The sequence below is a fragment of the Flavobacterium sp. LM4 genome (assembly GCF_002017935.1).
GTDB classification, from domain to species: Bacteria; Bacteroidota; Bacteroidia; order Flavobacteriales; family Flavobacteriaceae; genus Flavobacterium; species Flavobacterium chungangense.
The window spans coordinates 1,768,576-1,780,904 of the sequence record NZ_MUFW01000001.1 but is presented as its reverse complement, the minus strand read 5'-3'; the positions used below and the strand labels follow the sequence as shown (position 1 = coordinate 1,780,904).

At 34.7% G+C, this 12,329-nt stretch carries 9 protein-coding genes, 3 tRNA genes and 1 pseudogene; 3 read left to right on the top strand and 10 right to left on the bottom strand.

Features of this window, described 5'->3' with window-relative positions; all coding sequences use genetic code 11:
- Positions 1 to 25: 25 nt before the first annotated feature.
- The 4 genes from BXU10_RS08025 to BXU10_RS08010 all read right to left on the bottom strand — a co-directional run bounded on the left by BXU10_RS08025 (position 26) and on the right by BXU10_RS08010 (position 3,623).
- On the bottom strand, positions 26 to 637 hold the full coding sequence (locus BXU10_RS08025; RefSeq protein ID WP_078226896.1) for a superoxide dismutase: 612 nt from the start codon (positions 635 to 637) through the stop codon (positions 26 to 28).
- A gap of 137 nt (positions 638 to 774) precedes the next feature.
- Positions 775 to 1,401: an aminoacyl-tRNA hydrolase gene (pth, locus tag BXU10_RS08020; RefSeq protein WP_078226895.1), complete on the bottom strand. Its 627-nt coding sequence runs from the start codon at positions 1,399 to 1,401 to the stop codon at positions 775 to 777.
- A gap of 595 nt (positions 1,402 to 1,996) precedes the next feature.
- Positions 1,997 to 2,608, bottom strand: coding sequence for a 50S ribosomal protein L25/general stress protein Ctc (locus BXU10_RS08015; RefSeq protein ID WP_031454017.1), 612 nt, complete (start codon positions 2,606 to 2,608; stop codon positions 1,997 to 1,999).
- Positions 2,609 to 2,681: 73 nt separating this feature from the next.
- The gene (locus tag BXU10_RS08010) at positions 2,682 to 3,623 is read right to left on the bottom strand and encodes a ribose-phosphate pyrophosphokinase (RefSeq protein WP_078226894.1); all 942 of its coding nucleotides are present in this window, start codon (positions 3,621 to 3,623) and stop codon (positions 2,682 to 2,684) included.
- A gap of 302 nt (positions 3,624 to 3,925) precedes the next feature.
- On the opposite strand from BXU10_RS08010, the gene BXU10_RS08005 reads away from it, so the two are divergent.
- Positions 3,926 to 4,005, top strand: a tRNA-Leu gene (locus BXU10_RS08005).
- Between the two features lie 104 nt (positions 4,006 to 4,109).
- On the opposite strand, the gene BXU10_RS08000 is transcribed toward BXU10_RS08005, so the two are convergent.
- From BXU10_RS08000 to rseP, 6 genes and pseudogenes are all read right to left on the bottom strand, one after another.
- A complete protein-coding gene (locus tag BXU10_RS08000; protein ID WP_078226893.1) occupies positions 4,110 to 6,605 on the bottom strand; it encodes a S8 family peptidase in 2,496 nt (831 codons plus the stop codon).
- A 6-nt stretch (positions 6,606 to 6,611) separates the two neighbouring features.
- Positions 6,612 to 7,565, bottom strand: coding sequence for an AAA family ATPase (locus BXU10_RS07995; protein ID WP_078226892.1), 954 nt, complete (start codon positions 7,563 to 7,565; stop codon positions 6,612 to 6,614).
- Between the two features lie 165 nt (positions 7,566 to 7,730).
- Positions 7,731 to 8,168, bottom strand: a pseudogene (tnpA, locus tag BXU10_RS07990) (IS200/IS605 family transposase).
- Between the two features lie 116 nt (positions 8,169 to 8,284).
- Positions 8,285 to 8,358: transfer RNA gene (locus BXU10_RS07985), tRNA-Asn, on the bottom strand.
- Positions 8,359 to 8,397: 39 nt separating this feature from the next.
- Positions 8,398 to 8,471, bottom strand: a tRNA-Asn gene (locus BXU10_RS07980).
- An 86-nt stretch (positions 8,472 to 8,557) separates the two neighbouring features.
- On the bottom strand, positions 8,558 to 9,904 hold the full coding sequence (gene rseP, locus BXU10_RS07975) for an RIP metalloprotease RseP (RefSeq protein ID WP_078226891.1): 1,347 nt from the start codon (positions 9,902 to 9,904) through the stop codon (positions 8,558 to 8,560).
- 199 nt (positions 9,905 to 10,103) lie between these two features.
- Here rseP and namA point away from each other — a divergent pair, with 199 nt between their 5' ends.
- Together namA and BXU10_RS07965 are read left to right on the top strand one after the other, a co-directional pair.
- Positions 10,104 to 11,174, top strand: coding sequence for an NADPH dehydrogenase NamA (namA, locus tag BXU10_RS07970; RefSeq protein WP_078226890.1), 1,071 nt, complete (start codon positions 10,104 to 10,106; stop codon positions 11,172 to 11,174).
- A gap of 76 nt (positions 11,175 to 11,250) precedes the next feature.
- The gene (locus BXU10_RS07965) at positions 11,251 to 12,294 is read left to right on the top strand and encodes a Gfo/Idh/MocA family oxidoreductase (RefSeq protein ID WP_078226889.1); all 1,044 of its coding nucleotides are present in this window, start codon (positions 11,251 to 11,253) and stop codon (positions 12,292 to 12,294) included.
- Positions 12,295 to 12,329 lie beyond the last annotated feature (35 nt).

Here is a 12,329-nt window from a genome sequence, read left to right as displayed (position 1 = left end):
TTTCTATATTACTTACTCTATTCTTTTATTTGTCTAAAGCAAATCTTCTTGCAACTTCTGTCCAATTAATTACACTAAAGAAAGCTTCAATATAATCTGGTCTTCTGTTTTGGTAGTTTAAGTAGTAAGCATGTTCCCAAACGTCCATTCCTAAGATTGGAGTTCCACCGTTACCAGCAACTTCCGGCATTAATGGGTTATCTTGATTTGGAGTACCTACAACTTCTAATTTTCCTCCTTTTTGAACTGTTAACCAAGCCCATCCTGAACCGAATTGCGTTGCACCAGCTTTAGCAAATTTTGCCTTAAACTCTTCGAAAGTTCCAAAAGAAGCCTCAATTGCAGCTAACAAATCACCTGTTGGTAATCCGCCACCGTTTGGAGACATAACAGTCCAGAATAAATTGTGGTTGTAAAAACCTCCACCGTTATTACGCACTGCTGCGTTAGATTTATCTAAATTGATTAAGATATTTTCTATTGTTTTTCCTTCTAAATCTGTACCTGTAATTGCAGCGTTAAGATTTGTTGTGTAAGCATTATGATGTTTAGAATGGTGGATCTCCATTGTGCGTGCATCAATATGTGGTTCTAATGCGTCATATGCATAAGGTAATTGTGGTAATTCAAAAGCCATGATATATGATTTTATGATTTATAATAATTTATTCAAATTTATACATTTAACTTTGGAATAGAAAATTCTATTTCGTTATAATTGAATTTAGTTAAGTGATAATTGTTGTTTTTACACTAAAATCGATGTAAAAGCCTTTACTTACCGTTAAAAGTTGTCATTGTATTTTCTAATCCTGCAGTACCAAAAGATTTGATAATTTCTGAAGCGACTTCGAGCCTTTCAGGTAATTTTGCTTTTTCCCCTTCATCCCAGTCTCCTAAAACGTAGTCAACCTGCTGACCTTTTTTGAACTGATCGCTAATTCCAAATCTAAAACGGGTATATTGTTGTGTATTTAAAACTAAATTAATGTTTTTAAGTCCGTTGTGACCTCCATCGCTTCCTTTCGGCTTGATGCGGATAGTTCCGAAAGATAAGTTTAAATCATCTGTAATGATCAGAACATTTTCTAACGGAATGTTTTCTTTATCCATCCAGTACTTTACCGCTTTTCCACTAAGGTTCATATAAGTGTTTGGCTTGAGCAGCAAAAAGATCCTTCCTTTAAACTTGTATTGGGCAAGTGCACCGAGTTTGACAGTTTCGAAGGAAAGGCTTTCTTTTTTGGCTAAAAAGTCCAGTACTTTAAATCCAATGTTATGCCTTGTGTTAACATATTCGGCTCCGATGTTTCCTAATCCTACGATTAAATATTTTTTCATATAATCTGTGTTCTCTTCTTTTTGTGTTGATGAAAACAGTTTTGTAATCCATTTTATCATGCTTGCAAAAATAGGTTTAATTTGGTAATTAGAAAATGTGTCAATTAGATAATTTGATTTACATTGTCATTAACCGCAAAGAACGCAAAGGTTTTTTTCGCTAAGTTCGCTAAGTTCGCTAAGGGCAGCACGCAGATGACGCAGATTTTAAACCGATTTACGCGGATTTTTATTTATAACACCAAATTTACCCCCATTTTTGTCATCCTGACGAAGGAAGGATCTCCGCAAGAAGCTCGACAATCTAAAGAAAATTGTTTTACTGGACTTCGACTTCGCTCAGTCTGATATGTTGTAGATTTTCTCATCTCAAAAGCTTATAAAAACTAAACGTTTAGCTAGCCCTGACAGAAGCGGTATCCTTTTTCTGGCTTCTTTAGCCAGGAAAAGATACAAGTGGATGGCAGGAACGTCTGGCCTTGAAAAAACGAAAAGTATCTGCTACAAACAAAAAATGTAAAAATATAAAAAGCTTCGACTTCTCTCAGCCTGACATTTGAAAACTTAGAACCTCAGCATCTTAGCAACTCAAAATCTTTAAAGCAAAAAAAGCACCAACCTTTCGATTGATGCTTTTGTATTGATTTGAAAAAAATTATTTTTTCTTTCCTTTTGCAGGAGCTTTTGCAGCTTTTGCAGCTTCCTGAGCAGCTTTCATAGCAGCACGAGAAATTCTTACCTGAGCTACAACTGTGTTATCCGGGTGCATTACTTTGTATTCTGGTGATCCAACTTTAGTAACGTATAATTTGTTACCCATTTCAAGTGGCGTAATATCAGCTTCAACAAAATCAGGAAGATTTTTAGGTAAAGCTTTTACTTTTAATTTACGAGTGTTTAAACGTAAAACACCACCTGCAAGAACACCTTTAGATGTACCAACGATTTTCACAGGAACTTCCATTGTGATTTCTTTATCATCAAATAATTGAAAGAAGTCGATGTGTAAAATTTTGTCAGATACCGGGTGCACCTGAATGTCCTGCAAAATTGCATTGAATGATTTTCCTTTTCCAAGCTCAATCACAACTGTGTGTGCGTTTGGAGTGTAAACCAAGTTTTTGAATGCCGCAGCGTCCGCTGAGAAATGTACTGCCTGATTTCCTCCGTATAACACGCAAGGAACCGCTCCAGCATTACGTAAGGCTTTAGTTGACACTTTGCCCACGCTTTCTCTTTCTGATCCTTTAATTGTAATCGATTTCATTGTAAAAAAATATAGTTATTAATAAAATATTCTAATTCTTGTTGTAGTGAGATTGCTTCGTTCCTCGCAATGACTACATTATAAATTTTCCACTGATGGAATTGTTGTGGTGCACCATGTGCATAACTTCTGCAAAAAGAGGCGCACAACTCACTACTCTTATTTTATCTGAATGTCTCTTTAAAGGAATAGAATCTGTTACGATTAATTCGCTCAATTTCGAGTTTTCAATTTTTTCGTAAGCTCCACCTGATAAGATAGCGTGGGTACAAATTGCCCTTACACTTAATGCTCCTTTTTCGATCATTAAATCGGCTGCTTTCGCCAAAGTACCGCCAGTATCGATCATATCGTCTACCAATACTACGTTACGTCCTTTTACTTCACCAATAAGCTCCATAGTATCGATAACGTTGGCTGCTTTTCTTTGTTTGTAACAGATTACTACATCTGATTCTAAAAACTTAGAGTAAGCGTATGCTCTTTTTGAACCTCCCATATCCGGAGATGCAATGGTTAAGTTTTCTAGTCCTAAACTTTCTACATATGGTAAAAAGATCGTTGATGCAAATAAATGATCTACCGGTTTTTCGAAAAACCCCTGAATTTGATCTGCGTGTAAATCCATTGTCATTACTCTTGTCGCTCCGGCAGCATCTAATAAATTAGCTACTAATTTTGCTCCAATCGGCACTCTTGGTTTGTCTTTTCTATCCTGTCTTGCCCAACCAAAATAAGGCATAACAGCTGTAATATGTCTTGCTGATGCACGTTTTGCAGCATCGATCATTAATAACAATTCCATCAAATTATCGGCTGTTGGAAAAGTCGAACACACTATAAAAACGCGCAATCCTCTAATTGATTCTTCGTAAGATGGCTGAAATTCTCCATCACTATACGTTGACATCGTTACTTTTCCTAACGGAATTCCGTATTGTTCTGCAATTTTTTCTGCAAGATAAACACTTTGTGAACAAGCAAAAATTTTAGCTTCTGGTTCTAGGTGCGACATTATAATTTGTTGTTTTTGCTCCGCTGCGCTTTGTACAATTCGGCTTCACCATTTTCGGTAAAGCAAAATACATATAATTGCCTCGGGTGTAGTTAGTTGTGTGTGCTTCGTTTTAACGAGGTGCAAATTTAGAAAATTTATTGGACACTGAAAGGAAAAATTTAAGTATTTTTAGTAGCACATTTAATTTTATTTTTTACATTTGCACCGTGTTAAAGGAATAAGCACAGTTTATGACTTCATAATTACTTATTCTATTGCGTTAAAATAACTGATTTATTAGTTGTTTTTTCGTCTGCTAAGCCCGGATGGCGGAATTGGTAGACGCGCTGGTCTCAAACACCTGTGGGAAACCGTGCCGGTTCGACTCCGGCTCCGGGTACAAAAACCTCTTCTTAACGGAAGAGGTTTTTTTGGTTTAAAACAGCACTAAAAGAGTTGATGATTTTATAACTACTGGATTTTTATCCAAATATTAAGAATTCATTAAATAAGAAATACAACTTCAGTAGTATTTTGAATTTGAACTTGGTTTGCGATTGAAGTATAAATATCAGTTGAATTTTCAGGAGTTTCAATTGACACCACTAATGAGTAACGTAATTGTGAATTGTATTTATTCTGTTTTTTTAACTGTTTCCACCATCCAGATGCTAAAGGAAATACTGCTAACTTATTGCATACAGCGATTTCGGCAGCAGAACCTTTCCAGTAATTACTATGCACAGAACCCTTGAATACGGTATCGGCACCTAGAAACCATCTTGTATCTTTCATTTTATCATAATCTCCATCAGATAATTTATCAACTCCCAACTCTTCTTTAAGGTTTTCAATATTAATTCTATTAGTTCTAATTTTAAAGTTTTCGAAATCTTCGGTTGGATCTATGAGGATAAACTTTAATGCACAAGATTGATAAGAATATTTAGTTGAATATCCTTTATCGCCAGGGTTTGGTTCAATATAGTACGACAAAGTTACCCTCAAAGTTACATCAACAGCACCTAAATTAGCTAATATTTCTGATGGCCAGGGAAATTCATAGTAATGAATATTATTAGTCTTTATTGTCCCATCTAATTTATAAGGCTGTATTATTTCCTCTGAAATAAACGTCAAATAATTTGATTTACATTCTATAGCTTTCTCTAAATTAGGTATACCATAACCAACAGTCCTTAATAATTTTTGTTTATCTCTAATTTTCCTTAAATCAATTTGAAATTGATTTATCATCCCTTCCGACCAAGAGGAGGAGTGAATCATTAAAGCCCTCAAAGTTTCTGGCCATGCATTAGGGTAAACATCTCTCAACTTGGCTAAAAAATTAGAAGCAAAGGCGGTAGCAGCACTAGTCGCATTAAATCTTGAAAAGGCATTTACACTTGAATTTGTTGAAGTAGAAATAACATCCAAATCTTCATTGTAATTGATACCGCCATCTTGAAGTTTTTCTAAATTCCCTCCTTCAAACACAACTTCAGGTTTTATTGGCCAAAAATTCCCCCAAGAGCTAGACGTTCGGCTGTAAGGTGAAAGTTCAAATTTATTTGCAACGGTATTTGCATTCGGCAAAATCTTCTCTGTAAAAGCACCTATTGTAATTACATTCCATGCTTGTGCGGGACTTTCGATTGATAAATTTAAATTGCTTTCTGGATAATTTAAATAATCATCTTCTTCTCTAACATTACCAGCACTGACTACAAAAATCTTTTTATCTGTATGATCCTCTCCAAAAACTATATCATCTAAATACGCAGACCAAGTAGAAGGTTTCCCAAAATCATTTTGATTTTTCCCAGTTATTGCCATGCAATAAATTCTTTTATAATCAGGATTATTTACTGTCGCAATGCTGACCGCATCTTTTGTTACATAATGCCAAAGGTCTAATTCATTTTCAATACCATTTGGTGGAAGAACTTTAATTGATTCTAACCTATGCTTAATTATTAAATGGGAATTATTTTCTAAAATTTTACTTAAATTTCCATATAAAGCTATACCAGCCATACTTGTACCGTGTCCATTATGCCCTGAATCATTTTTACCCCAATTTTCATTAACAGTAAGACGGTCACCATCTAATAAACCTTCTTTAATTAATAAGTGACCATTATTTATTCCAGAATCTAATATTGAAATAAAACTATTTGTATCTTCAAATTGGACATTGTTAACTGCTGACTCGATCCAGTGTTCTCTATTAATAATTGTTTGGCCAAGCCAAAAACTATTTAATTCCTCTGCTCGCCTAATTTCAGCAATTTCTCCAATTGAAAATATAAGTTCAACTAACTGATTATAATTCAATTTAACATTAATAATTACTCTTTCAGGGAAAATCGTTGAGATTTCCGAAATATGAATACCTAAAAGTTTACATATATAATTTAATTGTTCACGTTTTGCATCAATCTCAGACTCATTAATAGCTAACCACAGCTCACACCAAAGACGTTCTTCTTTAGGCATATACTCGTATGCACTACTCCAAATAAATTCAACTGTACTCTTTCGAATAGCTTCAATTTTCTCTACTAATGGCTGGTTTTTAGGAAGACCTTTATCTGTGATTTCTCCAATATATTTTTCTATCTTTCCTAATAGTTTTTCTTTTTTACTTTCAGGAATATATAGTGTAGCTATTTGTGATTTATTTTCGAAATTAGTTTTAACATTCAATAATTTAGCACCATCAGAGCTCAAAGAATCAAGTTCTAATAATTGCTTTTCAGCACCAAAAAATGTTATGTATTCTCCATCTTTAACAGGTATACCTGCTTCAGATTTTTGAAGAAATTCCTGACTATACGCTTCCCAAATTTCATTTAAAGAAGATAGTATAAATTTACCATGAGTTTCTCTATCTCTTTCTGGTAATATTGATTTAATTGGTGGTCCGGGAGGAGTTGTATAATCTTGTGAGGAATGTACATTTTTCACAAATAGATGAGGCTTGAAATTTTCACTCATAAACCATTACAGATTATAATTGATTTTTCTATCCTTCATCATTTGAACCAATAATTTTTGAGTTACAGAATTTTTATCTGCTAAAATAATTTCTTTTAACGCATCATTACATGCATTTGTTATTTCTGCATGACTTAATCCATTTGCTGAATCAACTGCAGTTTTTAAAGAGAAATCTCCAAGAAATTTATGAAGTTTAAGTTTTATTAACTCTTCTATTTCATCTTTGTTAGGTAAAGTATAAGTAATAATATCATCAAAACGTCTAAACAAAGCCGAATCTAATATTTTTATATTATTTGTTGCTCCAAAAATGATACTTTCTGATGAATCCTGTTCGATAAACTGTAGAAACGAATTTAGTACTCTACGCATTTCACCAACTTCATTATCTCTTCCTCTTTCAGCCCCTATAGCATCAAACTCATCAAATAAATAAACACCTCGATTAGAAACCATCATGTCAAAAATCTGTCTCAATTTTGAAGCAGTTTCCCCCATATATTTTGTCATTAGCTTATCCATCATAACAACATATAACGGTAACTTTAACTCACCTGATATCGCAGAAGCAGTAACTGTTTTTCCAGTTCCTGGTAGTCCAGAAAGCAATACTTTTCTGCGGTTGTGCAAACCATGTTTAAGAATTTTATCACGTTGCTTATATTCTCTGATTATTCGATTTAATTTACTCGCAACATCTTGAGAAAGTATCAATTCATTTAATCTGTTTTCAGGATAATAAACAAGGACTAAATCGCTTAAGTCAGGATTTATCCTGATTACTTTAAAACCATCCGTTTTTGATCTGTCAACTAAATCTTTTATCTCCTTGGCAATAGACATATGACCTTGCCTAGCTTCGTGCGCAGCTACCTGAAGAGCGATAGAAGTGAATCTTTCATTATCGTTTTTATAATGAGATTGCAATAATGATTTTAATTGTTCCGATGTTGCCATATCGCAAAAGTAATGAAAAAAGGTTTCGTATGTACTTTAAGTTGACTTTAGTAACAATACGTTAGAAGAATTTGCAGAGGTTGGCACATTATAAAAAACTAAACCACTCTGCACTGAAAGTGCAGAGGTTTGTTTGACGAGGGACTGAAAGTCCCTCTTTCTATTTCATTCAAGAATGAAATTTGAATTATCATCCCCTTCTTTTCTTCTATCATGCTCTAAATATTCATTTACCATTTCATCAGTAATATTTCCTGTACTCCAAACTCCGTAACCACTTGCCCAAAAATGCTGACCCCAGTAACGGGCTTGAAGATCTGGAAATTCCATTTGCAATTTTCTTCAGGTACGTCCTTTTAAACTTTTTAGAATCGAACTAACATTCTGCTTTGGTGCATACTCGATATGCATGTGAACATGATCTGAACTCACAACTCCTTTTAAAATTTCAATTCCTTCAGCCTCGCATATCTGTATTAAAAGTTCACGGCAACGCTTTTGAATATCTCCCTTCAAAACTTTAAACCTATACTTGGTTACCCAAACAACATGACATGTTAATCGGCTTACTGTATGCGAACTTTTTCTTACATCTGCACTCATAATCTAAAGATAAAGATTTTTTCGCATTACTAAAGTACTGCAATAAATTGCAGGGTTTTAAACACGAATCTGAGACCAATAAAAAAGCCATTCCGAAGAATGGCTTTATAATATTGCTCCCCCTCTTGGGCTCGAACCAAGGACCCTCTGATTAACAGTCAGATGCTCTAACCAACTGAGCTAAGGAGGAATCACCTTAAAGGTAAATATGTTTGCTAAAAAAAGTTTGCTCCCCCTCTTGGGCTCGAACCAAGGACCCTCTGATTAACAGTCAGATGCTCTAACCAACTGAGCTAAGGAGGAAGTTGTTGCTCTTTTTAGCGAGTGCAAATATAATTGATTTTTTAGTTTCTCAAAAATATTTTAACTCTTTTTAAAAAATATTTTTTCTACTTCATAATTGCCTTGTAAATATCATTCCCGTTGGCAAACAAAAGCAGTGCTATAAGTATTACGAAACCAACCATTTGGGCATTTTCAAGGAATTTATCGCTTGGTTTTTTGCCACTAATAATTTCGTACAATAAAAACATCACATGACCTCCGTCAAGGGCCGGAATTGGCAATAAATTCATTACGCCAAGCATAATTGATAATAAAGCAGTGATTGACCAGAAAGCTTCCCAGCTCCAAAATTCAGGAAAAATATTAAAAATTGCAGCAAAACCACCTACTTCTTTATAAGCTTCTGTTTTAGGATTGAATATCGTTTTAAGCTGACCTGCATATTCAACCAATCCGTTTGCTCCTGTTCTAATTCCAATTGGAATAGATTCTGCAAAAGTATATTGCTCACGATTAATTTTATAAAGATTCAATTTTTCAAGATTAGAATAAGGTAATCTATGAGGATACTCTATTCCTGCCTGAGATTTATTATTGAACTTTATGGTTGTCTGAATGATTTTATTATCCCTTTTTATTGTTACAGGAACAGTTTTTCCACTAAAATTTTTAAACTGTGAAGATACTTCATCTGCATATTTTAGAGGAATCCCATTTACGTGAGTTATGATATCAGCTTTTTGTAAAGTTTTAGTGTTAGGAGAACCTTTCTGGAATCCACTAACCACAAACGGAATTCTCATTTCTACTAAAGAATGTTTTACTCCAGAGTTACTAATCTTATTAATGATGTTAATAGGAAACTTAATCGTTTTTGTTTCGTTGTTTCTCTCTACCGTGACTTCTTTCCCCATGTATAAGTTCTTAGCGATATCATTGTAACGATCCATTTTCTTTCCGTTAACAGCAATAATTTTATCTCCCGTTTGTATTCCTGCCTTTTCAATTGCAGGATTGGTTACCCAAATACCATCTTTCAAATCCGCATTAGCCACATACGTATCACCGTAAACAAATGCCATACCTATATATATAATAAAAGCAAGAATAAAGTTTACCGTAACCCCTCCCAACATAATAATCAAACGCTGCCATGCCGGTTTCGAACGAAATTCCCATGGTTGAGGAGGAAGAGCCATTTGCTCTTTGTCCATACTCTCGTCTATCATTCCGGAGATTTTTACATACCCTCCAAGCGGAAGCCATCCAATTCCGTAAACGGTTTCGCCTATTTGTTTTTTAAACAACGAATATTTAACATCAAAAAATAAATAAAATTTTTCGACTCTGGTTTTAAATAATTTTGCAGGAATAAAATGCCCTAATTCGTGAAGAATAATAAGTAATGATAAACTCAATAGAAATTGAGAAAGCTTGATAACTATATCCATTTTGTATTTTTAGTTCTTAATTTAACGCACAAAAGTAACGTTTCTATTTTAATTTGACAGCGCAATATAATACATAAGGTTTTAAATGTTTGTTAATTAATAAACATTTGAATTTCTACTTTTACAAAGATGCTTTAACTTTACTTTTTAATCGCTATCCTATTCAATTGGTAGCATAAAACCATTAAAAGTTACAGATATGGCTTCATTATTATTCTCACCACTTACTATAAAAAATATTACGTTCAAAAACCGGATTGTTATTTCGCCAATGTGCCAATATTCTGCAGTAGAGGGATTTGCAAATAATTGGCATTTGGTTCACTTAGGAAGCCGGGCCAGCGGTGGCGCAGGTTTGATTATTCAGGAAGCTACAGCCGTTTCTCCCGAAGCCAGGATTTCTCCTGCAGATTTGGGAATCTGGAAAGACGGGCACATCGAAAAACTAAAAGAAATAAATGAATTTATAGTTTCTCAAAATTCGATCCCGGGAATTCAACTCGCTCATGCAGGACGAAAAGCCAGTGTTTCGGCTCCATGGCTGGGAAATAAAAAGTTAGAGAAATCAAATATAGGATGGCAAACTGTCGCTCCAAGCGCAATACCCTATCACGAAAATGAGCCATTTCTTCCGGAAGCTTTAGATAAAACCGGAATTCAAAAAGTGATTTCTGATTTTAAAAACGCTGCTAAAAGAGCCGTTGAAGCCGGATATCAGGTTATCGAAATCCATGCCGCACATGGTTATTTATTACATCAGTTTTTATCGCCTTTAACGAATGTGAGAACAGATGAATATGGCGGAAGTTTTGAAAACAGAATTCGTTTTACCTTAGAAATTGTTGAAGCCGTTCAGACAGAGTGGCCTTCAGATTGGCCTTTGTTTGTCAGAATTTCAGCGACAGACTGGGCGGAAGGAGGCTGGAATCCTGAAGAATCTGTACAGCTTTCGCAACTATTAAAAGAAAAAGGAGTAGATTTAATCGATGTTTCATCCGGCGGATTGGTTTCACATCAAAAAATTGCTATTGCCCCGGGTTATCAGGTTTCTTTTGCAGAAAAAGTAAAAAAAGAAGCTAATATTTTAACCGGAGCAGTTGGTTTGATTACCGAAGCCAAACAAGCTGAAGAAATTTTAAATAACAGTCAGGCCGATTTAATTTTGTTTGCCAGAGAATCACTAAGAAATCCACACCTGCCATTAGATTTCGCCGCTGCATTAAACGACAATATTCAATGGCCAAAACAATACGAAAGAGCTAAACTATAAATTTATTAGCCACGCTTTACGAATTATAGTTTTAAAAATAAATTCGTGGATACGTAGCAGAAAAAAACATATAACAATGCAAAAAATAAAAACAGCACTATTATCATACGGAATGTCGGGAAAAGTTTTTCACGCTCCTTTTTTAGATCTTCATCCCGGTTTTGAATTATTAGGTTCATGGGAAAGAAGCAAAAAACTGATTCAGGAAGATTATCCAACTGTAAAAAGTTATCCTTTAATTGATGAATTATTGGCAGACGATGTAGATTTGGTTATTGTAAACACGCCTGTTGGAACTCATTTTGAATATGCTAAAAAAGTGCTTCTGGCCGGAAAACATGCCGTTGTTGAAAAAGCATTTACTACAACCGTAGCTGAGGCTGAAGAACTGGCTCAAATTGCCAAAGAGAAAGGTTTGAAACTGGCTGTTTTTCAAAACAGAAGATGGGACAGCGATTTTAAAACGATTCAGAAAATAATCAACGACGGCCTTTTGGGAGATCTGGTTGAAGCCGAATTTCATTTTGACCGATACAATCCGATATTAAGTCCAAAAGCTCATAAAGAAACTGTCAATGACGGAGCCGGAATCCTCAAAGATTTAGGGCCTCATTTAATTGATCAGGCCGTTTGTCTGTTTGGTTCTCCAAAATCTGTTTTTGCAGATATTCGTTATACCAGAGAAAACTCAGTTGTAGATGACTGGATCGATTTGTTATTGATTTATGAAGATTTCAGGGTACGTTTAAAAGCAGGCTTTTTTGTGAGAGAAGCACATCCTGCTTATACCATTCACGGTAAAAAAGGTTCTTTTTTAAAACAGCGTGGCGATGTTCAGGAAGACGAACTCAAAATAGGTAAAAAACCAAACCATGACTCCTGGGGGACAGAATTAGACAGTTTTGAAGGACTCTTGCACACCGAAATTGATGGAAAACCAATCCGTGAAAAAATCAAAACACTTCAGGGCAATTATTTTGAATATTTTGATGGTGTTTACAATGCCATTGTAAATAATAAACCGGAACCTGTTACCGCTCAGGACGGTGTAAAAGTAATGCAGGTTATTGAAGCCGCGATTGCGAGTAATGTGCAGAAAAAAATTATTGATCTACAATAAATGTTATATAGAAATTATTGCCGTACTTAATAGAA

Bases quoted from the DNA above. Each gene is read 5' to 3' on its own strand.
- BXU10_RS08025 (WP_078226896.1), bottom strand. From the start codon at position 637: ATGGCTTTTGAATTACCACAATTACCTTATGCATATGACGCATTAGAA.
- pth (WP_078226895.1), bottom strand. From the start codon at position 1,401: ATGATAAAATGGATTACAAAACTGTTTTCATCAACACAAAAAGAAGAG.
- BXU10_RS08015 (WP_031454017.1), bottom strand. From the start codon at position 2,608: ATGAAATCGATTACAATTAAAGGATCAGAAAGAGAAAGCGTGGGCAAA.
- BXU10_RS08010 (WP_078226894.1), bottom strand. From the start codon at position 3,623: ATGTCGCACCTAGAACCAGAAGCTAAAATTTTTGCTTGTTCACAAAGT.
- BXU10_RS08000 (WP_078226893.1), bottom strand. From the start codon at position 6,605: ATGAGTGAAAATTTCAAGCCTCATCTATTTGTGAAAAATGTACATTCC.
- BXU10_RS07995 (WP_078226892.1), bottom strand. From the start codon at position 7,565: ATGGCAACATCGGAACAATTAAAATCATTATTGCAATCTCATTATAAA.
- rseP (WP_078226891.1), bottom strand. From the start codon at position 9,904: ATGGATATAGTTATCAAGCTTTCTCAATTTCTATTGAGTTTATCATTA.
- namA (WP_078226890.1), top strand. From the start codon at position 10,104: ATGGCTTCATTATTATTCTCACCACTTACTATAAAAAATATTACGTTC.
- BXU10_RS07965 (WP_078226889.1), top strand. From the start codon at position 11,251: ATGCAAAAAATAAAAACAGCACTATTATCATACGGAATGTCGGGAAAA.